The organism is Lentzea atacamensis (assembly GCF_003269295.1).
Lineage (GTDB): Bacteria > Actinomycetota > Actinomycetes > Mycobacteriales > Pseudonocardiaceae > Lentzea > Lentzea atacamensis.
Window position 1 is genome coordinate 34,678 of sequence record NZ_QLTT01000005.1, and the last position, 22,270, is coordinate 56,947.

16 protein-coding genes are annotated in these 22,270 nt (G+C 68.5%); 2 read left to right on the forward strand and 14 right to left on the reverse strand.

From position 1 onward, the window contains the following. The 5 genes from obgE to C8D87_RS22790 all read right to left on the reverse strand — a co-directional run bounded on the left by obgE (window position 1) and on the right by C8D87_RS22790 (window position 6,396). On the reverse strand, window positions 1-1,452 hold the full coding sequence (gene obgE / locus C8D87_RS22770; RefSeq protein WP_109642819.1) for a GTPase ObgE: 1,452 nt from the start codon (window positions 1,450-1,452) through the stop codon (window positions 1-3). 106 nt (window positions 1,453-1,558) lie between these two features. Beyond that, window positions 1,559-1,816, reverse strand: coding sequence for a 50S ribosomal protein L27 (gene rpmA / locus C8D87_RS22775; protein WP_109642821.1), 258 nt, complete (start codon window positions 1,814-1,816; stop codon window positions 1,559-1,561). Window positions 1,817-1,830: 14 nt separating this feature from the next. Further along, entirely contained in the window at window positions 1,831-2,142 is a 312-nt protein-coding gene (gene rplU / locus C8D87_RS22780; RefSeq protein ID WP_109642823.1) for a 50S ribosomal protein L21, read from the reverse strand. 290 nt (window positions 2,143-2,432) lie between these two features. Next, window positions 2,433-5,456 (reverse strand): translation initiation factor IF-2 N-terminal domain-containing protein, encoded by a 3,024-nt coding sequence (locus tag C8D87_RS22785; protein WP_112228307.1) that lies wholly within the window; start codon window positions 5,454-5,456, stop codon window positions 2,433-2,435. Between the two features lie 214 nt (window positions 5,457-5,670). After that, window positions 5,671-6,396, reverse strand: a complete 726-nt coding sequence (locus C8D87_RS22790) for a TIGR03936 family radical SAM-associated protein (RefSeq protein WP_109642826.1) — start codon at window positions 6,394-6,396, stop codon at window positions 5,671-5,673. A 205-nt stretch (window positions 6,397-6,601) separates the two neighbouring features. Here C8D87_RS22790 and C8D87_RS22795 point away from each other — a divergent pair, with 205 nt between their 5' ends. Next, window positions 6,602-8,020 (forward strand): S8 family peptidase, encoded by a 1,419-nt coding sequence (locus tag C8D87_RS22795; RefSeq protein WP_170166546.1) that lies wholly within the window; start codon window positions 6,602-6,604, stop codon window positions 8,018-8,020. 79 nt (window positions 8,021-8,099) lie between these two features. On the opposite strand, the gene C8D87_RS22800 is transcribed toward C8D87_RS22795, so the two are convergent. Genes C8D87_RS22800 through C8D87_RS22815 form a run of 4 tightly spaced genes read right to left on the reverse strand, consistent with a single transcriptional unit; the run spans window position 8,100 to window position 12,642 of the window. After that, a complete protein-coding gene (locus C8D87_RS22800) occupies window positions 8,100-10,064 on the reverse strand; it encodes a TIGR03960 family B12-binding radical SAM protein (protein ID WP_112228308.1) in 1,965 nt (654 codons plus the stop codon). Between the two features lie 43 nt (window positions 10,065-10,107). Beyond that, entirely contained in the window at window positions 10,108-10,953 is an 846-nt protein-coding gene (locus C8D87_RS22805; RefSeq protein ID WP_112228309.1) for an ABC transporter permease, read from the reverse strand. Window position 10,954: 1 nt separating this feature from the next. Next, window positions 10,955-11,728: an ABC transporter permease gene (locus C8D87_RS22810; protein ID WP_109642833.1), complete on the reverse strand. Its 774-nt coding sequence runs from the start codon at window positions 11,726-11,728 to the stop codon at window positions 10,955-10,957. Then, the gene (locus C8D87_RS22815; RefSeq protein WP_233442241.1) at window positions 11,728-12,642 is read right to left on the reverse strand and encodes an ABC transporter ATP-binding protein; all 915 of its coding nucleotides are present in this window, start codon (window positions 12,640-12,642) and stop codon (window positions 11,728-11,730) included. Before C8D87_RS22815 ends, C8D87_RS22810 begins: the two co-directional genes overlap by 1 nt. Window positions 12,643-12,697: 55 nt before the next feature. Between C8D87_RS22815 and C8D87_RS22820 the strand changes: the two genes are divergently transcribed. Further along, window positions 12,698-13,285: a GNAT family N-acetyltransferase gene (locus C8D87_RS22820; RefSeq protein ID WP_233442242.1), complete on the forward strand. Its 588-nt coding sequence runs from the start codon at window positions 12,698-12,700 to the stop codon at window positions 13,283-13,285. 326 nt (window positions 13,286-13,611) lie between these two features. On the opposite strand, the gene ndk is transcribed toward C8D87_RS22820, so the two are convergent. The 5 genes from ndk to C8D87_RS22845 form a co-directional block, all read right to left on the reverse strand. Next, window positions 13,612-14,022: a nucleoside-diphosphate kinase gene (gene ndk / locus C8D87_RS22825; RefSeq protein ID WP_030468130.1), complete on the reverse strand. Its 411-nt coding sequence runs from the start codon at window positions 14,020-14,022 to the stop codon at window positions 13,612-13,614. A gap of 108 nt (window positions 14,023-14,130) precedes the next feature. Beyond that, complete coding sequence (locus C8D87_RS22830; protein WP_112228311.1) at window positions 14,131-15,576, reverse strand: DHA2 family efflux MFS transporter permease subunit; 1,446 nt, start codon at window positions 15,574-15,576, stop codon at window positions 14,131-14,133. A gap of 40 nt (window positions 15,577-15,616) precedes the next feature. Next, window positions 15,617-16,099 (reverse strand): MarR family winged helix-turn-helix transcriptional regulator, encoded by a 483-nt coding sequence (locus tag C8D87_RS22835; protein ID WP_215732440.1) that lies wholly within the window; start codon window positions 16,097-16,099, stop codon window positions 15,617-15,619. A 48-nt stretch (window positions 16,100-16,147) separates the two neighbouring features. Then, a complete protein-coding gene (gene pulA, locus C8D87_RS22840) occupies window positions 16,148-21,547 on the reverse strand; it encodes a pullulanase-type alpha-1,6-glucosidase (RefSeq protein WP_112228312.1) in 5,400 nt (1,799 codons plus the stop codon). Between the two features lie 117 nt (window positions 21,548-21,664). Continuing rightward, on the reverse strand, window positions 21,665-22,195 hold the full coding sequence (locus C8D87_RS22845) for a hypothetical protein (RefSeq protein ID WP_112228313.1): 531 nt from the start codon (window positions 22,193-22,195) through the stop codon (window positions 21,665-21,667). Between the last annotated feature and the right edge of the window lie 75 nt (window positions 22,196-22,270).

A 22,270-nucleotide genomic window follows, 5' to 3' on the forward strand; every position in this document is an offset into this window, starting at 1 on the left:
TTACTCCTCGTCGAAGTCGTCGCCGTACTCGCCGGGCGCGCGACGGGCCTTCTTCAGGGCCTTGCGCTCGGTGGCGCCGATGCGGTCGTTGCGCTCGAGACGGGCGTCCGTGCCACGTCCGGTCATCGTCATCGCGATACCGGCCGGCGTGGTCGGCTCCCAGTCGAACACCAGGTCGCCGATGGTGACCTGGCAGCCAGGGATGGCGCCCATCTTCACGAGCTGATCCTCGACACCCAGCCTGTTCAGGCGGTCGGCGAGGTAACCGACGGCTTCGTCGTTGGAGAAGTCGGTCTGGCGGATCCAGCGCTCGGGACGGTCGCCCTTGACGATGAAGCCACCCTCGACCGAGGGGTCCTCGGTCACGGTGAACCCGGTGTCGTCCACGGCGGTCGGCCGCAGCACGATGCGGGTCGATTCCTTCTTCGGCTGAGCGGCGCGGTACTCGCGCACGACCTCGGCCAGTTTGAAGGTCAGTTCACGCAGTCCCTCGCGGGACACGGTCGACACCTCGAACACCGGCAGGCCGCGCGCCTCGATCTCCGGGCGGACGATGTCGGCGAGGTCCTTGGCGTCCGGGATGTCGATCTTGTTCAGGATCACCACGCGCGGGCGGTCGGCGAAATCGCCACCGAGTGACGGGGTGTACTCCGCCAGCTCGTTCTCCAGCGCGTCGATGTCCGCGATCGGGTCACGGCCGGGCTCGTACGTCGCGCAGTCGACGACGTGCGCGAGCACCGCGGTGCGTTCGATGTGGCGCAGGAAGTCCAGGCCGAGGCCCTTGCCCTGCGAGGCGCCGGGGATCAGGCCGGGCACGTCCGCCATCGTGAAGATCGTCTCGCCCGCCGTGATCACGCCGAGGTTCGGCACCAGCGTGGTGAACGGGTAGTCGGCGATCTTCGGCTTCGCGGCGGACAGCACCGAGATCAGCGACGACTTGCCGGCCGAGGGGAAGCCGAGCAGACCGACGTCCGCGACGGACTTGAGCTCCAGCACCAGGTCGCGGGTTTCGCCCGGCTCACCGAGCAGCGCGAAACCGGGGGCCTTGCGGGCCTTCGAGGCGAGCGAGGCGTTGCCGAGCCCACCGCGGCCACCGGCGGCGGCGATGAGCTGGGTGCCCTCACCGACCAGGTCCGCGACGACTTCGCCGTCCTCGGTCAGCACCACGGTGCCGTCCGGGACGCGCAGGATCAGGTCCTCGCCGTTCGCGCCGTCGCGGTTCGCACCCGCGCCGGCCTTGCCGCTGGTGGCGGTGGCGTGCGGGCGGAAGTGGAAGTCGAGCAGGGTGTGCACCTGCGAGTCGACGACGAGCACGACGTCGCCGCCCTTGCCGCCGTTGCCGCCGTCCGGGCCGCCGAGCGGCTTGAACTTCTCGCGGTGCACGGAAGCGCAACCGTTGCCCCCGTTGCCGGCGGCAGCGTGGATCACCACCCGGTCTACGAAGCGGGCCACGGAACTACGTCCTCTCAAAAGTCTGAACAAGCAACGAGGGGCGGTGCCGGATGACCGGTCCCGCCCCTCGCTGAGGTGTGTAACAGTCGTTCGCGGAAAACGGTCCTCAGACCGCGACCGGAACGATGTTGACGGTCTTGCGACCGCGCTTGGTGCCGAACTCCACCGCACCGGGAGCCAGGGCGAACAGCGTGTCGTCCTTGCCGATGCCGACGTTGACGCCGGGGTGGAACTTGGTGCCGCGCTGGCGGATCAGGATCTCGCCGGCCTTGACGACCTGACCGCCGAACCGCTTCACACCCAGGTACTGGGGGTTGGAGTCACGGCCGTTGCGGGAACTGGACGCACCCTTTTTGTGTGCCATGAGAAGTCAGGTCCTCACTTACCGGTGATGCCGGTGACCTCGACGCGGGTCAGCTTCTGGCGGTGACCCTGGCGCTTGTGGTAGCCGGTCTTGTTCTTGAACTTGTGGATGCGGATCTTCGGACCCTTGGTGTGCTCGACGACCTTGCCGGTCACCGAGAACTTCTCCAGGGCCGCAGCGTCAGCGGTCACGTCGGTGCCGTCGACCACGAGCAGCGCCTGGAGGGAGATTTCGGTGCCCGGCTCGCCCTCGAGCTTCTCGACCTCGACGATGTCGCCGACAGCGACCTTGTACTGCTTGCCGCCGGTCTTGACGATCGCGTACATCAGGACGGAAGTCTCCTGCTACTCGATGGTGACGGGCCATGCGCCAACCCATCTGCGAAAAACCTGGCAGAGGAGGCACACGACAGGACCCGTCGGATAACGGGCCGTCAACAAGGTTACGGGAGTGGGTACAGCCGGAGCAAACTGGGGTGCCCTGATCGCGTTTGCGCAGGCTGTGCCGTCCCTCACACACGAAGCGACGCGGCAGTTCTGCGCGGGTCTCGTCGTCCCCCCGCACATGCAAAACCGGGGCCGCCCCTGAAGGAACGACCCCGGTCTCACTTCTCGCGTCAGTCCTCCTGGACCGGCGGTCCCGCGGGCCGCGACACGGCGCGGCGCCTGCGGGTGGTGGTGACCACCGGTGCGGGCAGCTGGACCTCGGGCTGCTTCGGCACCTCGACGACGATCGGGGCGGGAGCGTCCTTCACGGCCGGCGCACCCGCAGGGCGCTTGGCCGCACGACGGCGCGAACGGACACCAGGAGCGGCCACCGGAGCCTCTGCAACGGGCGCAGGGGGCTCCTCCGCCACAGCGGGTGCCTCCGCGGCGGCGACGGCCTCAGCGGTGATCTCGGCCACCTCAGCGGCTTCCTCCGCGACTGCGGCAGCCTCCTGGGCGACCTCTTCGGCCACCGTCACCGGCTGGACGAGCTCCGGCGCCGCCTCGGTGATCTCCTCAGGGATCTCCTCCGGAGCGACCTCGGCGGCAGGCTCCTCCGCCGAGGGCTCTTCGACGACGACGGGCTCGGTCTCGATCGGCTGCGGGTCCTCGGCGACCTCGTGCGGCACGTGACCGTTGAGCGCCTGCTCCTCGACCACGACCGCGTCGACGACGGCCTGCTGCTCCTTGTCGCGGCGACGGCGACGGCGGCGACGGCCACCGTGACCCTCGTGCTCCTGGTCAGCGGCGACCACGGACTCGGTGGTGTCCTCGGGCTCACCCGGTTCCACGACCTCGACAACCTCGGGCTCGACGTCGGCAGGAGCCTCGGAGGCCTCGACGACCGCGGTGGCCTCGACGACCTCGGCTGCCTGCTCCGATCCACCCTTGTTGCGGCGCGACTTGCGGCCACCGCCCTGCGGCTGCTGCTGGCCGCCACCGTTGCCACCGCCGTGCGAGTGCACGGGCTCGGTGGACACGACGACGCCACGGCCGCGGCAGTGCTCACACGTCTGGCTGAACGCCTCGAGCAGGCCGGTGCCGACCCGCTTGCGGGTCATCTGCACCAGGCCGAGCGAGGTGACCTCGGCGACCTGGTGACGCGTGCGGTCGCGGCCGAGGCACTCGGTCAGGCGGCGCAGCACCAGGTCGCGGTTCGACTCCAGGACCATGTCGATGAAGTCGATGACGATGATGCCGCCGATGTCGCGCAGCCGGAGCTGGCGGACGATCTCCTCGGCCGACTCCAGGTTGTTCCTGGTGACGGTCTCCTCGAGGTTTCCGCCCGATCCGGTGAACTTGCCGGTGTTGACGTCGATGACCGTCATCGCCTCGGTGCGGTCGATGATCAGGTAGCCACCCGACGGCAGCCAGACCTTGCGGTCCAGCGCCTTCATCAGCTGCTCGTCGATGCGGTACTCGACGAACGCGTCGTTGTTGCCGACGTGCTTCTTCAGGCGGTCCTGCAGGTCGGGCGCCACGTGGCGGACGTAGCCGTCGATCACGTCCCACGCCTCGTCGCCCTGGACGACGAGCTGGGCGAAGTCCTCGGTGAACAGGTCGCGGACGACCTTCACCAGCAGGTCCGGCTCTTCGTAGAGCAGCGTCGGGGCCTTGGTGGAGGTGCTCTCGGACTTCTCCTTGATGACCTTCCACTGGGCCTGCAGACGGGTGACGTCGCGCGCCAGCTCCTCCTCGGAGATGCCCTCCGAGGCGGTGCGGATGATCACGCCGGCGTCCTCGGGGACGACCCGCTTGAGGATGTCCTTGAGGCGCTTGCGCTCGTTGTCCGGCAGCTTGCGGCTGATGCCGGTGGCACCGCCGCCCGGCACGTAGACCAGGAAGCGGCCGGGCAGGCTGATCTGGGTGGTCAGGCGGGCGCCCTTGTGGCCGACCGGGTCCTTGGTGACCTGGACGAGCACGCTGTCGCCGCTGGAGAGCGCCTGCTCGATCTTGCGGGACTTGCCCTCGAGACCTGCGGCGTCCCAGTCGACCTCACCGGCGTAGAGCACGGCGTTGCGGCCGCGGCCGATGTCGATGAACGCGGCCTCCATGCTCGGCAGCACGTTCTGCACGCGGCCGAGGTAGACGTTGCCCACGATCGAGCCGCTGCCCGACGACGTGACGAAGTGCTCGACCAGCACGCCGTCCTCGAGCACACCGATCTGGGTGCGGTCGCCGCGCTCGCGGACGACCATCGTGCGGGCCACGGCCTCGCGGCGGGCCAGGAACTCGGCCTCGGTGAGCACCGGGGCACGGCGGCGGCCGGCCTCGCGACCGTCACGACGGCGCTGGCGCTTGGCCTCCAGACGCGTCGAGCCGCGGATGCTGCGGACCTCGCTCTGCGCGGCCTCGGAGTCGGCCTTGTCGTCACGCGCGTCGCGGGACTCGCGGACGTGCACCACCGTGTTCGGCGGGTCGTCCTCGGAGGTCACCTCGTCGTCCGCGCCGGTCTTGCGGCGACGGCGACGGCGGCGACGGCGGGTCGAGCCCTCGTCGGCCTCGTCCTCCGCCTCGTCCGCGGCGTCGGCCTCCGAGGTGGACTCGGCCTCCTCGGCCTGGCCCTCCTCGGTCTCCTCGCCGCCCTGTTCGCCATCGGCACCCTTGCCGCGGCCGCGGCCACGACGGCCGCGGCGACGGCGGCGACGGCTTTCGCCCTCGTCGTCACCCTCGGCCTCGGCCTCCGCCTCGGCGGCGTCGAGCTCGTCCGCGGCGATCTCGCCGATCGACTTCTCGTCCTCGGCGACGGGCTCCTCGACGACGAACGGCGAGGCCTGCGCCTTGGGCCGTTCGATCGGCTGCGGCGGCAGGAACACCGCGCTCGGGGCCGCGAAGATCGGCGCCAGCGCCGGTGCCTCGAACGCGGGGACCGCCGGGGCCTCGTAGTCCTCGGTGACCTCACCGGTGACGACGTCGTCCCAGTCCAGCAGCGTCTCGGCGACCTTCAGCGCGACGTCCCGGCTCACGCTTGACTGCGCGCTGCGAGCGACCTCACCGAGGTCGGCCAGCGCCGTCATCACGTCCTTGCTGCTGACGTCCAGCAGCTTCGCCAGTGCGTGCACCCGCAGCTTGTCCGGCAGATCCGCCAGTTCAGGGCGTGCGGATACCACACCCTGCCCGCCGGTTGCGCCGGCAGGCTTGTCCTTGTTCGACATGCAGCTCCTCCACCCCCGGGCGCGTCCCGTGAGGACGCGGCCGCGCAGGGGCCTCTCTTGTCTCTCTCCACCGCTGCTCGCGGCGGGAATCCTTGCCTCGCGCGCAGCGGCGTGGCGCCTCACTGGGCGCACGCTTGCGCAGGTCCCACGACGACGCTGCTGTCAGCGCCGCTCCTCCTGATGCGTTGCGGCTGAACGTTCCAGCGCTCCTGCGTCAGGACTCTCTGTCCTGTTGGAGCGGGTCCACCAGCCGGCCTTCGTCGTCGAGCCGTCCCTGCGCCATCCGGGTTGCTCTCGCAGGTACCGGCGGCACGAGGCCGGCGACGACACGAAGCGCATTCAGCACGTCGTCGGGCCGCACGGTAGGCGTTACCTGCCGGACGACCGTCATGAGTATCCCACACGGTTGTGACAATCCGGCCTCATCGTGTCCGGCGTCGCTCGAACGTGGCTCCACCAGTGCGGACACGACGGCCGGTCGCACGTCGATGATCCTTTTGCCGTCCTTGGTGAGACGCTCGACCTCCACCCGCTCCTGGGAGAGGAAGACGCTCACCGCCTCCGCGAGCTCCGCGGGCTCCACCCCGTCGAGCTCGATCCGCCACTCGCTCGCGTCGATTCGCTCGGTGAGGTTGCCACCGTGCGCCTGCACGATGTCGACCACGTCGATGCCGGGCGGCAACGCCTGGTCGAGAGCGAGCTTCAGCGCTTCCGGGTCGACCCGTTCGACCACCGACACCTCGACGTACTCCGCCTCGCTGGCGACGCCGGTCGGTGCGGCACCGACCCACGACACCTTCGGGTGAGGGCTGAAGCCCTGCGAATACGCCATGGGTACTCCAGCCCTGCGCAACGCACGCTCGAACGTACGAGCGATGTCGCGGTGCGAAGTGAAACGCAACCTCCCCCGCTTGGTGTAGCGGAGGCGCAGTTTCTGCACGGCTGCGGCCGACGGGTTGTTGGGCTGGTTGCGGCTCAGTGGTGCTCCCAGGTGGTGTACCGACGGGTGAGCGGTCCCATCGGCGCAGGCTGTTCGTCCGGTAGGACGGTACCGTGAACGCGATTCAGAACGTTCAGCTTGTCTAGATCGTTGCGCGTGGCTACGGTCCGGCTGACTGGACGCCTTGCCAACCTGGAGGTCCCTGGTGCCTCTGCTCCACCGCGCACGGGCGGCGGCGATGACCGCGCTGCTCGCGGCCGGATGCATGGCGGCGTCCCTGCCCGCGATCGCGGAGCCGGACGTCAACTCGTGCATCCAGCCGGGCCCGAACCTGCGCTATCTCGTGGTGTTCTCGCAGTTCACAACCGCTGAGGCGGCCAACGCGGAGATCACGGAGGCCTGCGGCACCACGACCGTCTACTACCCGGAGATCGGGGTCGCGGTGGCCACGTCCCCGGACCCGAGCTTCCTCAAGCTGATCGGCCCGCAGCGCGCGTACAGCGCCCAGGCCGAGAGCATCGCCAAGCGCTCGGAGAAGCGCAAGAAGGACGACACGGAACTGTTCCGCCCGTCGGGACTGCGCTCGGGCGAACAGTGGGACATGGATCTCATCAAGGCCCCGGCGGCCCACGCGATCTCCCGCGGCTCCAAGTCCGTGGTGGTCGGCGTGCTGGACTCCGGCGTCGACCCGCGCCACCCCGACCTGGTCCAGGCGCTGGCGCCGGAGCTGTCGGCGGGTTGTTTGACCGGTAAGCCCGATACGTCCCCTTCAGCGTGGGCTCCGACGACCTCCGCGCACGGCACCCACGTCGCGGGCACCATCGCCGCCGCTGACGACGGTCGCGGCACCACGGGCGTCGCGCCGGGCGTGCGCATCGCGTCGGTGAAGGTCGTCGACGACGACGGGTTCATCTACCCCGAGTACGCGGTGTGCGGCTTCATGTGGGCCGCGGCACAGGGCATGACCATCACCAACAACAGCTACTTCATCGACCCGTACCTGTTCACGTGCCAGAGCGAGCCCGGTCAGCGCGTCATCTACGAGGCCGTGCGTCGCGCCGTCGACTACGCCACCTCTCGCAACGTGCTGACGGTCGCCGCGGCGGGCAACAACGCGGCGGACCTGTCGCGGCCTGGTCGCGACTCGTCCTCGCCGACGAACGGGGACGCGCAGACGCGCACCGTCGACTCGACGTGCGTGGTGTTGCCCGCGCAGCTCAAGAACGTGGTCGGCGTGTCGGCGGTCGAGTCGACCAAGACCAAGGCCGGGTACAGCTCCTACGGGCTCGGCGCGATCGACGTCACCGCGCCCGGCGGAGACACGCGGGCGCCTTCGGGATGTGTGCTCTCGACCGTGCCGTCCGGTTACGACTACTCGTGCGGAACGTCGATGGCGACCCCGCACGCGGCCGGGGTGGCGGCGTTGATCGCGTCGACGCACCCCGAGACGGACGCGGTCTCGCTGGGGCGGATGTTGAACGCGCAGGCCGAGACGTTGGCGTGTCCTGCGGACTACGACCTCAACGGGATCGGTGTGCAGGACGCGTTCTGCACGGGCTACTCGGAGTACAACTCCTTCTACGGCCACGGGCTCGTGGACGCACTCGCCGCCGTCACCAAGTGACGTTGTGACGAGGTCGGCCTCCTCCAGTCCCGTCCGGACTGGAGGAGGCGGACCACCTCGTCCATCAGAGCGGCGTCGATCACCCCGAGGTCAGTGCCGGGTTCTTCACCGGCGAGCCGACACCGACCGGTGAGATCGGCAGCAGCTTGCGGCCCGTCGGGCCCACCTCGATGTCCGTGCCCATCGCCGGGCACACACCGCAGTCGAAGCACGGGGTCCAGCGGCAGTCGTCCTGCTCGCGCTCGTCCAGCGCGTCCTGCCAGTCGGCCCAGAGCCATTCCTTGTCGAGGCCCGAGTCGAGGTGGTCCCAGGGCAGGACCTCCAGCTCCTCGCGCTCGCGGGTGGTGAACCAGGCGAGGTCGACGCCGAGCGGCTCCAGGGCTTCCGCGGCCTTGGTGGTCCAGCGGTCGTAGGAGAAGTGCTCGGTCCAGCCGTCGAACCGGCCGCCGTCGCGCCACACGGCCTCGATGACCTTGCCGATGCGGCGGTCACCACGGCTGAGCAGGCCTTCGATGAGGCTGGGCTTGCCGTCGTGGTAGCGCATGCCGATGTTGCGGCCGAGGCTGCGGTCGGAGTTGACCGCGTCGCGGAGCTTCTTCAGCCGGTCGTCGACCGTGTCCGGGTCGCACTGCGCGGCCCACTGGAACGGCGTGTGCGGCTTGGGCACGAACCCGCCGATCGAGATGGTGCAGCGGATGTCGTTGCGGCCGCTGGCCTGGCGGCCGGCGCGGATGACGTTCTTGGCCATCTCCGCGATCTGCAGGACGTCCTCGTCCTCCTCGGTCGGGAGGCCGCACATGAAGTACAGCTTGACCTGGCGCCAGCCGTTCGCGAACGCGGCGGAGACCGTCCTGATGAGATCCTCTTCGGACACCATCTTGTTGATGACGCGGCGCATCCGCTCGCTGCCGCCCTCGGGCGCGAAGGTCAGGCCCGAGCGCCTTCCGTTGCGGGACAGCTCGTTCGCGAGGTCCACGTTGAACGCGTCGACGCGCGTGCTCGGCAGGCTCAGGCCCGTGTTGGTGCCCTCGTAGCGGTCCGCGAGGCCCTTGGTGATCTCGGCGATCTCGCTGTGGTCCGCGCTGGACAGGGACAGCAGGCCGACCTCTTCGAAGCCGGTCGCCTCCAGTCCCCGCTGGACCATGGCGCCGATGCCCTCGATGGACCGCTCGCGCACCGGGCGGGTGATCATGCCCGCCTGGCAGAAGCGGCAGCCGCGGGTGCAGCCGCGGAAGATCTCGACGCTCATCCGCTCGTGCACGCTCTCGGCGAGCGGGACCAGCGGCTGCTTCGGGTACGGCCACGCGTCGAGGTCCATCGTGGTCCGCTTGAACACGCGGTACGGCACGCGGTCGCGGTTCGGCACGACGCGCTGGATGCGGCCGTCCGGCAGGTACTCCACGTCGTAGAAGCGCGGGATGTACACGCCACCGGTCTCGGCGAGCCTGGTCAGCACCTCGTCGCGGCCGCCGGGGCGGCCCTCGGCCTTCCAGGTCTTCACGATCTCGGTGATCTCGAGGACGGCTTCCTCGCCGTCGCCGAGCACCGCCGCGTCGACGAAGTCCGCGATCGGCTCGGGGTTGAACGCCGCGTGCCCGCCGGCGACCACGATCGGGTCGTCCTCGGTGCGGTCGGCCGCGTGGATCGGGATGCCCGCGAGGTCCAGCGCCGTGAGCATGTTCGTGTAGCCCAGCTCCGTCGCGAAGCTGATGCCCATCAGGTCGAACGCCTTGACCGGCCGGTGCGCGTCCACCGTGAACTGCGGAACCCCGTGCTCACGCATGAGCTTCTCGAGGTCCGGCCACACGGCGTAGGTGCGCTCGGCGAGCACGTCAGGCAGCTCGTTGAGGATTTCGTAGAGGATCATGACGCCCTGGTTGGGCAGCCCCACCTCGTACGCGTCGGGGTACATCAACGCCCAGCGCACGGACGCCGCGTCCCAGTCCTTGACGGTCGCGTTGAGCTCCCCGCCGACGTACTGCACCGGCTTGGAGATCCGCGGCAGCAGAGGCTCCAACCTGGGGAAAACAGACTCGACACTCACGCGACCAGAGTAACGGCCTTCCCGCGGTGAGGCCGAATCGCGGTCAGTCCAGCAACAACTTCCCCAGGCGCCTCGCGGCCACCACCGTTCCCACCGCCGCCAGCACCACGAAATAGGCGACGTGGCCGAGCATCCCCCAGCCGACGACGCCGAGCGTGAGCCCGCGCGTCAGCTCGATGGCGTGGTAGAGCGGCGTCCACGTCACCACGGTCTGCAGCCAGCCCGGGTAGACCGACAGCGGGAAGAACGTCGTGGAGAACAGGAACATCGGCAGCACCGCCAGCTGCACCAGGTCGAAGTCCTGCCACGAGCGCATGAACGTCGTCGCCGCCATGCCCACCGCGGCGAACGCGAACGCGACCAGCAACGCCGCCGGCAGAACCAGCAGCGCCCACGGCGAGGCGACCAGCCCCATGCCGAGCATCACGCCGAGGAAGCCTGCCGAGTACAGGCCACCCCGCAGCAGCGCCCAGGTGATCTCGCCCATCGCGATGTCCAGCGGCCCCATCGGCGTGGCCAGCATCGCGTCGTACAACTTGGCGTACTTGAACTTGAAGAACACGTTGAACGTCGCGTCGTACACCGCACCGTTCATCGCCGACGCCGCCAGCAGTGCGGGCGCCACGAACGCCGCGTAGCTGACCGGCCGCCCGTCGGGCCCTGCCACCGAGGACACGAACTGGCCGAAGCCGAGCCCCAGCGACCACAGGAACAGCACGGGCTCGAACGCCCCGCCGATGAGCACGAACCACGCTCGCCGGTTCACCAACGCCGACCGTTCCACGAGCGTGCTGGCCTTACCGCCGTAGAGGCCGGGCGGGATGACCCGCCACAACAGGCCGACGCTCGCGGGCGCCGTCTTGTGCGCGGGGTCGAGGGTCTGGGTCATGTCACACCGCCAGCCTGCGTCGGAAGGAACGAGCGGCGAGAACCACGCCCACCGCGACCAGGACCGCCAGGTAGACGGTGTGGCCGAGCCCGGACAGGAAGCCGAGCGTGCCGAAGGTCGTACCCCTCGCGAGCTCGATGCCGTGCCAGGCGGGGGTGAGCCACACCAGCGGCAGCAGCCAGTCGGGCAGCTGGCTGACCGGGAAGAACGCCCCGGTGAAGAGCGTCATCGGCATGAGCACGAACCGGAAGATCGTGTTGAAGCTGTCAGGCTTGTCCAGCGTCGCGCTGTAGGCGATCAACGGGCAGCTGAACGCCAGCCCCGCAAGCGTCGCGAACAGCACGGACCACAGGATGGCGGGACTGGCGGCCGCACCGAGCACCGCCGCGATGACCACGAACACCACTGAGCGCGCGAACAGCTGCGACCCGATCCACAGCACCTGCCCGTACAACACCTGCGCCGGCGTGATCGGCGTGGCCACCATGCCGATGTACGTCTTCTGCCACAGGAACGACGACATGATCGCGTAGGTCGACTCGAACGTGGCGCCCTGCACCGCCGTGATGACGACCAGCGCAGGCGCGAGGTACTGCAGGTACGGCACGCCACCGATCAACGCCGTGGACTGCACCTGCGACCCGAACCCGAGCCCCAGCGCCAACAAGAACAACAGCGGCGACAGAAAACTCGACACCGCCGTGGCCCGCCAGTTGCGCCGGTACCACAGCCAGTGCTTCTCGAAGCCGAACCAGGACGCCCTGAGTGTCTGCATCAGTCCACCAACGTCCTGCCGGTGAGCCGCAGGAACACGTCCTCCAGCGAACTGCGCCGCACCAGGCTCTGAATGGGCTGCACCCCGTGCTCGTGCACCTTGGCGAGCGTGTGCTCACCGTCCTGCGTGTAGAGCAACAGCCGATCCGGCAGCACCTCGACCCGCTCGGCGAACCTCTCCAGATCCGGCTTCTCCGCCCCGGGCTGGAACCGCAGCTCCAACACTTCCTTCGTGGAGTACCGGTTGATGAGCTCGCTGGGCGCCCCTTCCGCCGCGATCCGCCCACCGTCCATCACCACGAGCCGGTCGCAGAGCTGCTCGGCCTCGTCCATGTAGTGCGTGGTGATGATGAGCGTGACGCCGTCCTGCTTGAGCCGGAACAGCCTGTCCCACAACAGATGCCGGGCCTGCGGGTCCAACCCGGTGGTCGGCTCGTCGAGCAACAGCAACTCCGGATCGTTGACCAGCGACCGCGCAATGGTCAGCCGCCGCTTCATCCCACCGCTGAGCGGCTCGACCTCCTGGTCCGCCCGGTCCGCGAGCTGAGCGAACTCCAGCAGCTCCACAGCCTTCTCGCGACACTTCTGCCGCGACATCCCGAAGTACCTTCCATAAACCTGGAGGTTCTGCCGGACCGTCAGCTCCAGATCCAAGTTGTCGAGCTGCGGCACAACCCCGATCCGCGCCCGGATCCGGGGCCCGTCCCGGTCCGGATCCATTCCAAGCACCTTCAGATCCCCACCCGTGCGCCCGGACACGCACGAGATCATCCGCATGGTCGACGACTTCCCAGCCCCGTTGGGTCCCAAGAACCCGAAGGCCTCCCCCTTGCGCACCTCGACGTCGATGCCACGCACGGCTTCAAACGTCCCGAAGTGCTTGGTCAGCGCCTTGGCCTCAACGAGGTTCTCCACCCCACCGACGTTAACGAACAGGTCTGACAATTTTCGACGCAATTACGATCGCCCCATGCCCGAGATCGAACTGCGGTGGCTGACCGAGGCCGACGACCAGCGCCGAGCCGAGATCCACACAGTGGTGCACGACGTAGTGGCAGCCGGCGGCGCAGTCGGCTACCACGAGCCACCAACCCTCGACCGCATCTCGCAGTGGCTGGACGACATCCTGAAGCAGGTCCGCGACGGCAACGCAGCCTTCGCCACCGCCGTGGTGGACGGCGTCGTCCAAGCAGTGGGCCTGTGGCGGCGCGGCTCCACCGCCGTGTTCCAGCACCGAGCCGAGATCCAACAGATCATGGCCCACCCAGCGGCACGCGGGCTCGGCCTGGGCAAGCGGGTCGTGCAGGGCCTGGTGGAGCACGCACGCGAGAACGGCATCGAAATCGTCATGCTCGGCACGCGCGGCAACAACCACGGGGCGATCGAGCTGTACGAGAGCCTCGGATTCCGCGAGTGCGGCCGGATGCCGAACGCGATCGCTGTGGGCAACGAGCGCTGGGACGACGTGTGGATGTACCTGCCGCTCGGCTACCCGGCGGGCACAGTCCTCAAGGGAGCCAAGGCAGGCGGCCTGGGCTCAAGCCCACGAAGGAGCTGACCCCCGCACACACACAAACCTCTCGCGATGGCGAAGCCGAGCTGCCTTCAGCAACGCGGGCCGCCGTGGGGTGGGTCCCGTCACGAGTCGTGCCCCACGCAAACCCAACCGCAAGCCGCCCAACGCAACAGGCGTGCCATCTACCTGCGCGTGGCGCTGGCGGGTCTTTGATCAGATTGGCGGGGTTTGGGGCAGAGCCCCAGGAAAACCCACGCAAAACAGGAACCCGCCAACGAAACAGGGGGACGACCTACGGACAGAGCGCGCGCTCGCACGCTCCCCGCAAGCGTCCCCCTGAATCAGGAACCCCTACAAATCCCTACACCTCAGAGGTTGGGGAACCAGATCTTGATCTCACGCTCAGCCGACTCAGCCGAGTCCGACCCGTGCACGAGGTTGTACTGAACCTCCAGCCCGAAGTCCCCACGGATCGTCCCAGGCGTCGCCTTCTCCACCGGGTCGGTCCCACCAGCCAGCTGACGGAACGCCGGGATCGCCCGAACACCCTCCACGACCAGCGCGACCAGCGGCCCACCGGTGATGAAGTCGACCAGGTCGTTGTAGAACGGCTTGCCGTCGTGCTCCGCGTAGTGCTGCTCGGCGGTGGCGCGGTCAGCCGTCCGCAGCTCCAGCGCGGCGAGCTTGAGGCCCTTGCGCTCGATGCGGGCGATCACCTCGCCAACGAGACCACGCTCGACGCCATCGGGCTTGACCAGAACCAGGGTGCGCTCGGACACGACGGTACGACTCCTCGAAACGGAAAACAGGTACGGGATGTGCTGACAGGGTAGCGAACGCCACACCCGCCACAGTGCGCAGCGTGAGTCCTGTGGAGCGACGGACCACTAGTGCACGAGCACCGGCTGCGCGTCGTCGCGGGCTACCGAGACCTGCCGGAGCACGAAGACCGCCAGCGCCAGAGCCACCGCGACCAGCCCCGCGCTGATCCAGAACGCCAGGTGGAAGCCCGAGGTCAGCGCCTCCAGCCGGTCCACCCCAGACGCCAGCAGCCCTGAGGTGTAGGACGTCGAGGTCGTGGCGAGAACCGCCAGCCCCAACGCGCCACCAACCTGCGCGGTCGTGTTCACCAGCCCAGATGCGAGGCCGGCTTCGTCGTGCGCCGCGCCGGACATGGCCAGCGTCATCAGCGCCGGGAACGACAGGCCCAGGCCGATGCCCAGGGGCGCCACCGCGGGCAGGATGTCGGTGAAGTAGGAGCCGCCGACCGGCACCTGCGTGAACACCAGCATGCCCACCAGCATGAACGTCAGGCCGACGATCAACATGTTCCGCTCGCCGAAGCGGGTGTTCAGGCGTGCAGACAGCGACACCGAGAACACCGCGATCGCGCCGGCGACCGGCATGAACGCCAGGCCGATCTGCAACGGCGTGTACGAGAGCACCAGCTGCATGTACAGCGTGCCGAGGAAGAACACCCCGAACATGCCGGCGACCATGGCGATCTGCACCAGGTTCGCGCCGGTCACGTTCCTCGAGCGGAACACCCGCAGCGGCAGCAACGGCTTCGACGCGGTCCGTTGCCGCAGCACGAACCCGACCAGCAGGGCCAGCGCCACGAAACCAAGGCCCAACGTGTGGAGCGAGCCGAAGCCGTAGTGCTCAGCCTTGACGATCGTGTACACGCCGAGCATCACCGCGGCGACGATCAGCAACGCGCCCAGCACGTCGGCACCCTCGCGCAGACCCAGCCCCACGGAGTCGGGCACCAGGCGAACGGCCGCGACAGCCGCGATGATGCCGATCGGGATGTTCACGAAGAAGATCCAGTGCCACGACATGGCGTCCGTGAGCACGCCGCCGAGCAACAGGCCGATGGACGCGCCCGCCGCCGCGACGAAGCTGAACACGCCGATGGCGCGCCGCTGCTCGGCCGGTTCCGGGAACATCGTGACGACCATGCCCAGCGTCACGGACGTGGCCAGCGCACCGCCGGCCCCCTGCACGAACCTTGCGACGATCAGCATTTCGGAGCTGAAGGACACGCCGCACAGCAGCGACGCGACCGTGAAGACGCCGAGGCCGATCAGGAACACCTTCTTGTGCCCGATCAGGTCGCCGAGGCGGCCCGCGAGCAGGAGCAGACCGCCGTAGGCGATCAGGTACGCGTTGACGACCCAGGCGAGACCCGCCTGGCCGAACTTGAGGTCTTCTTCGATCGCGGGCAGCGCGACGTTCACGATGGTCTGGTCGAGAACGATCATCAGCATGCCTGCGCACAGCACGATCAGCGCCAACCAGCGCGAGTCTGTCTTCGGTCCCCCTGAATCCATAAGAGGAACCGTAGCAGATAGTTTTGTACGGGACTATCTATTACCCAATGGCATGACGCAGAGCACGCTTGCGGGGCGGCTTCTCGCACGGCACGACGGTGCTCAGCCGGCCTTCCATCAGCCGGGTCAGGCCGTTGACCAGGCCTTCTCGCTCGCCGTCCGGCAGCGAAGCCAGCACGCTGGTGACGACCTCCCGGTACACGTCGTCGGCCTTCGCCACGATCTCGCGGCCCAGCTCGGTCACGACCACGACGCGCGCGCGGCGGTCGGTCGCGGACGGCCTGCGCTCGGCATAACCAGCTGACTCGAGGGCGTCGAGCGTCACGACCATGGTCGTCTTGTCGATGCTGACGATCTCGGCGATCTCGGACTGCGTGCACTCCGCGTCCAGAGCGGTGGACAACACGCAGCGGGCTCGCGGAGTCAACCCGATCTCCGCGAGCCTCGCCGTCAACTCGGTCTCCAGTGCGTGACCCGTCCGATGCAGCAGCATCATCAGGTCGGTACACCCCTTCGCGCCCATGACACGAAGGTACCAAATTATCTAAACGTCAACTATTTGTTGGCGGAACTACCTCTCCAGCACAACCACCGACCGCGCGGCACCTACCCGCTTTTCGCTGGTCAGCGGCTTCCAGTCACCATCGGGCAGCGCGACCGCCTTGTCGGTCGGGTACGGGTTGATCACCACGAGCAGCCCGCGCCGGCCAGAGTCCACGTCCGGCCCGACCGTGTCGTCGACGTGCATGACGATCACGCCGGACTCCGCGGCCGGGAACGACACCTTCTGCTGCACCAGATCAGCCGACCCGAGAGAGAACAGCGGCGACGACTGCCGGATCCGGAGCAGCTCCAGGGTCGCGTTCAGTGAGGCCTTCATGTCCGCCGACGAGGGCTTCGGCTGTGCCAGCAGCGGTTTCGCGTACGGCCACTTCGACTCGTTGTCGGCCTTGGGCGGCATCCCGCGGCCGAAACCGTTGTCGCGCAACGACGGGTCGTACGGGTTGAACCAGTCACCCGAGTCGTAGCTGTTGCGGTCCAACGACTTCGAGCGCAGGAACTCGGTGCCGGCGTGCATGAACGGCCGCCCCTGCCCGAGCAGCGCCGGTGCCAGCGCCACCGTCTGCATCTTCACGCGATCCGCTGAGGACGTCGAAGGCTTCAGCTTGTAGGTCAACGCGTCGAACAACGTCTCGTTGTCGTGCGCGTCGACGTACGTGACCGCCTCCAGCGGCTGCCCGGTGTACCCGGCCGCGGCGCCGTTGTACTTCACGTCCCGCCCGGAGACCACCGGCCCGGCGGTCGACTGGAACCGGTACGACGCCATGTTGCCCGCCATGCCGAGCTTCACCAGGTCGCTGTAGTTCTCCAGCCGCGCGGCCACGTCACCGTTGGCGGGCGAGGAGTTCACGTCACCGGCCAGACCCGAACCGATGCCCTGCACGCGCGGATCGTCGTCGAACGGCCCACCGCCGCGCACCGCGTCACGGAGCCGGTCGCTGAACGTGCCGATGCCGGTGTTCGCCATGTTCGCCTGCGTCGCCTGCTCGAAACGGGCGTTGCCGGCGACCTCACCGAAGTCCCAGCCCTCGCCGTAGACACCGATCTTGCGTCCGTCCACGCCGTCCCGTTCGACGGTCAGCGCGTCGAGAGCGGCGCGCACCGCGAGGATGTTCGCCTTCGGGTGGTGGCCCATCAGGTCGAACCGGAACCCGTCGACCTTGTACGTGCGAGCCCACCGCACCACGGAGTCCACGACGAGCTTGCCCATCATCGCGTTCTCGGTCGCGGTGTTCGCGCAGCACGTGGAGTTCGCGACCGAGCCGTCGAGGTTGAGCCGCTGGTAGTAGCCGGGCACGACCTTGTCGAGCACGGACGTCGGTGCGTCGCCGAACGCCGCCGTGTGGTTGTAGACGACGTCCACCACCACGCGGTTGCCGTTGTCGTGCAACGACTTCACCATCTCGCGGTACTGCTTCGACCGTGCCCAGCCGTTCTGCGCGTCCGCCGTGGCGTACGAGCCCTCCGGCACGTCGTAGTGGAACGGGTCGTAGCCCCAGTTGAAGCCGTCCTTGCCCGCCACCGCGCCGACACAGGCCTGCTGCTGGTCGGAGTCCGCGGGCAGCGACGGCAGGTCGCAGGCGGGCGTGGCCTGCTCCGAGCGCTTCTCGGGGATCGTCGCGATGTCGAACGTCGGCAGCAGGTGCACGGTGTCCATGCCGGCGGCAGCCAGCGTCTTGAGGTGCTTCATGCCCACGGAGTCGCGGTGCGTGAACGCCTTGTAGGTACCGCGATCCGCCGCCGGGACGGACTGGTCGTTGATCGAGAAGTCCCGCACGTGCAGTTCGGTGATCGCGCCGCCGATGCCGCGAGCGACGTCCTTCGACCACCCGCCTGGCATGGTCCTGGCGTCCTTGAGGTCGGCGAACTGCGAGTGCGTCGAGTTCACCGACAGCGCGACGGAGTACGGGTCGGTGACCACGACCGTGCGCTGCCAGTTGGTGACCTCGAACTGGTAGTACTTGTTCTTCCAGTTGCCCGAGCCGGACCACGATCCCGAGGCGTCGTCGCGCTTGAGCTGCACGACCTTCTCGGGCTCACCCGCGGGCTCGTCGAACAGCCGCAGCTTCACGTTCCTGGCCGTCGGCGCCCACAACCGGATCGACGCGCGGTCGTGGCCGAACGTCGGCCCGTAGGTCAGCTTCGTCGCCGCGGCGGCGAAACGGTCGTCGAGCACGCCCGCGATCTGCACGCTCGTGCGGTGCCGGATCGCGCCGCCCGCGTCGACGTGGACAGCGGAGAGCTTGTCCCGCAACGCCTCGTCGGCGAACCCGCGCACCGCGAACACCGGCTTGCCCTTCAAATGCGGGAACTGCGCCGGAACCTCTTCGGTCGTGGGAGACAGTCGCAGCACACGGTCGCCGTACTCGATCCGGTAGCCGTCGGACTGGACGACCGGCACGTCCCAGACGACCTTGTCCTTCGCGATCCAGATCGCCTTCGCCTTGGTCAGGTCGTCATCGGCGGCGGGACCCGCGTTCGGAGGCAGCAGATAGGTCTCGTCGCCCTGCAACTGCCACACCTCGTTCCCCTTCTGACCCAGGTCGAGGAACTGGTCGGGCCCGGGATCCTTGGTGTCACCGCGGTGGATGATGTAGCTCAGTCCCGCCGCACCCGGCGCGAGCGGCACCGACCAGTAGACGCCGAACTGGTCGCGCCCGTCCGGCACCCGTGACTGGTTCCAGCCAGGTGACGGCTCCAGCGAACCCGTCCAGTGGTACATCGTCCAGTCCGTGTAGTCGCCGTCGGCGCGGTGGTAGTGGATCACCGCCCGGTTGTCGGCGGCGGCCTTCGTGGCGTGCACCTTGCCGTTCGCGACCCACGCGTGGCCGCTGGTGAACTTGCCGGACGCCTCGACGGTCGTCCCGCGCACCACCGAGAAGTCGGTGGTCGGCGGCAGCTCGGCGATGCCGCCGCTGAACGGCACGTCCGCCCGTCCCGCCACGCGCACCACGGCTCCGGTGGCGTCGCCGACGTAGTGCACGACCGCCTTGCCGGTGGCCGCCTGCTCGGACGGGTGCACCGGGGTCTGTCCCTGCTTCAGCCACACCTCGGGCGTGACGCTCGGGTCGGCGAACCGGTCGACCGAGGTGTCCTTCTCGTCGCCCTTGTGCGCGATGATGCCGACGGACTTGGCGCCCGGCTTCAGCTTGACCCAGGCGAAGCGCCCGTAGGCGTCCTCTCCCGCGAACGGCAGCGGTGCGTTCCACTCGGTCGGCGTCTCGACGTCACCCCAGACGTGCAGGCCCCAGCCGTCGTAGTTGTCCCGCTGGTAGTGCACGACCAGCCAGTCCGGGCTCTTCGTACCCGGATCCTGCACCGGCGGAGCAGGCACCAGCGACACGAACGCGCCGTCCGCACCGATCTCGCCGGACTTCGCGACAACGCGCAGCTCGACGCGCTTGCCGGCGGCCGCGCCCGGAAGTGCTGACAGGTCAGCGAAAACCCGGTACGGGGCGGCGTCGTCGGTGCCGAGCACGGTCCAGTCGGACGTGCCCTCGACCCGCGCGGCGAACGTGGCGGCCGCGTTGGACGCGCTGATGCCGTCCGCACGGAGCTCGACCCGCTTGTCCAGCACGGTTCCTGCCGCCGGAGCGACCAGAACCGGCGACGGCTTGGTCTTGGCCACGTCGCTGGTTCCCTTGAGCACCAACGACGACAGCGCGGGCACGGTCACCGTGACGCGGCCGTTCTGCACCTGCGCGTTCTCGAAGGCGGTGGAGCTGACGGGGATGGTGACCGTGGCGGGCTGGGTTCCGGCGTTGGCGACGACGAGGTGCTCGCGGCCGAGGATGCGGCTGAACGCGAACACGTCGGCGTCGGCGTAACGCAGCACCTGGTTGCCGTCGCGCCACACCGGGTCCTGGTCGACCTGTGCCGCCAGCGCCTTGAGCTGCTGGTAGAGCGGGTGCGAGGTGTTGTAGTTGTCCTGCGCGCCGGTGCGGTCGGAACCGACCAGCTTCTCCGCCATGTACTCCGGCGTCTTGGAGGCGAACATGTCCTGGCGCGCCAGCTTGTCGCCACCGGTGCCCGCGAAGCCCTGCTCGTCGCCGTAGTAGACGACCGGGTTGCCGCGCCACAGGTACATCAGCGTGTTGCCGAGCTTGAGCCGCTCCAGCAGTTCGGCGTCGGAGATGCCGGGCCGGTCGTTGCGGATCATCCACGCGATGCGGCCCATGTCGTGGTTGCCGAGGAACGTCGGCAGCGACGAGGCGTTGGAGTCGGCGTCGGTGTAGCGGTCGTCGTCGAGCAGCACCTCGCCGAGCCGCTGGGAGCCCTTGCCGGACAGGAAGCTCACCGCGCTGCTCTGGAACGGGAAGTCCAGCGTGGCCTGCATCTTGCCGGTGGTCGTGTACTTCGACGTGTTCTCCGGGGAGGAGTCGAAGACCTCGCCGAACACGAAGAAGTCCTTCTTGCCCTTGCGGTTCGCGTACTGCTTGACGTGCGGCGCGAGCGCCTGCCAGAACTCGAGGTTGACGTGCTTGACCGTGTCGACGCGGTAGCCGTCGATGTCGAGCGTGTCGATCCAGCTGGTGAAGATGTCCTTCATGCCGTTGACCACGCGCGGGTGCTCGGTCATGAGGTCGTCGAGGCCGGAGAAGTCGCCCTGCTCGCTCGACTCGCCGGAGAACGTCGAGTCGCCGCGGTTGTGGTAGAGCGTGGAGTCGTTGAGCCAGAACGGGATCTTCGCCGGCCCGTCCTTCACCGGCGTGTACGGGAAGGACTTCTTCGCGTCGAGCTTCGGGAAGTCCTTGCGGCCCGCGTACTCGGCGATGTCGAACGGCTTGCCGGAAGCGTCCAGGTACGGCTGCGCGCCGGTCGAGACGTACGCGGTCCTGCCCTCGGCGTACTTGATCACGTCGGCGGTGTGGTTCGCGACGATGTCGAAGAACACCTTGATGCCACGCCGGTGCGCGTCGCGGATCAGCTCGCGCATCTCCTGCGTGGTGCCGAAGTGCGGGTCCAGCTTGGTGAAGTCGACGGTCCAGTACCCGTGGTAGGCGGCGCTGTCGCCCTGCACCCAGCGGTTGAGGAACATCGGCGTCATCCAGATCGCCGTGATGCCCATGCCGTCGAGGTAGTCGAGCTTCCGGTGCAGGCCCTTGAGGTCGCCACCGTGGTAGAAGCCCTTGTCGGCGGGGTTGAACCCGTGCTCGGCGCTCGTGGACCTGCCGCGGTCGTTGCGCGGGTCACCGTTCGCGAACCGGTCCGGCATCACGAAGTAGAAGCGCTCACCCCGCAGATCGTCGCGCTTCGGTGGCAACGCGAGTCTCGTGTCCCCGTCGCGCACACCGGGCGCGACGTCCACCACCTCCCCCACGGCCAGGCGTTGCTTCGGTTGAGCAACGGCCTGGACCGGTGTGAGAGGTAGCAGAACCAATGCAGCGAGCGCGGCGACGACCCGGCGCATCGCGACCTCCTTGTCGCAACTTCTTGCAGAGTTTCTGCACGAAACCACGACAAACGGCGAGAAACAATACGTCGGGCTCTGCAAATATTTGCGATCAGCTTCCAGTAGGTCGTGCGCTCACCGATCTGCACCGCGATGTGGCCCGCGACGGGAATCCCGCAGACTCCCGAGATCAGCTGACCGTTGACGATCGCGTCGAGCTCTGGCGGAAAGGTCCTGGGCGGGCGGCTTGGGCTGGAACGGCGGCAGTGCGGCGAACTGCGGATCAAGCCGCCCTGTGCGCACGACCTGGTGGCCCCAGGCCCGCGCGCGGGAGAGCGGGTCTCTGGGAACCGGCTGTCGAACCGCGGGTCGTCCGCCCGCGTGGAACGGCAACCGGCCCTGCAGCTGCGGCGCGTACGGGTGCGGCATGACCCAGCGCTCGAACCCGACCTCGGGCGCGAGCACCGCCTCGCGCATGCCAGTGACCGGACCTTCCACCGCGATGAGCTGCAGCACCGCGCTGCAGGTCGCCTTCGGCACCGTGAACGAGCACAGGAACGCCTGCCCGGCCGGGCGGTTCGGCAGCGGCACTTGATGATCCGCAGCTGTGCCGGCGAGCTGGACGACGTGCGCCTCGATGAGGTAGCCGTCCTGGCCGTGGAGCACAGCCAGGTCGTGCCTCAGCTTGGGCAGGTCGTCCAGCCCGGCGGGCAGATCGGGGACCAGGTCGTAGTAGGTCAG

Coding starts and splice junctions, on each gene's coding strand:
- rpmA (WP_109642821.1), bottom strand. CDS start 1,816: ATGGCACACAAAAAGGGTGCGTCCAGTTCCCGCAACGGCCGTGACTCC.
- rplU (WP_109642823.1), bottom strand. CDS start 2,142: ATGTACGCGATCGTCAAGACCGGCGGCAAGCAGTACAAGGTCGCTGTC.
- C8D87_RS22785 (WP_112228307.1), bottom strand. CDS start 5,456: ATGTCGAACAAGGACAAGCCTGCCGGCGCAACCGGCGGGCAGGGTGTG.
- C8D87_RS22805 (WP_112228309.1), bottom strand. CDS start 10,953: ATGACCCAGACCCTCGACCCCGCGCACAAGACGGCGCCCGCGAGCGTC.
- C8D87_RS22810 (WP_109642833.1), bottom strand. CDS start 11,728: ATGCAGACACTCAGGGCGTCCTGGTTCGGCTTCGAGAAGCACTGGCTG.
- C8D87_RS22820 (WP_233442242.1), top strand. CDS start 12,698: ATGCCCGAGATCGAACTGCGGTGGCTGACCGAGGCCGACGACCAGCGC.
- C8D87_RS22830 (WP_112228311.1), bottom strand. CDS start 15,576: ATGGATTCAGGGGGACCGAAGACAGACTCGCGCTGGTTGGCGCTGATC.
- C8D87_RS22835 (WP_215732440.1), bottom strand. CDS start 16,099: ATGGGCGCGAAGGGGTGTACCGACCTGATGATGCTGCTGCATCGGACG.
- pulA (WP_112228312.1), bottom strand. CDS start 21,547: ATGCGCCGGGTCGTCGCCGCGCTCGCTGCATTGGTTCTGCTACCTCTC.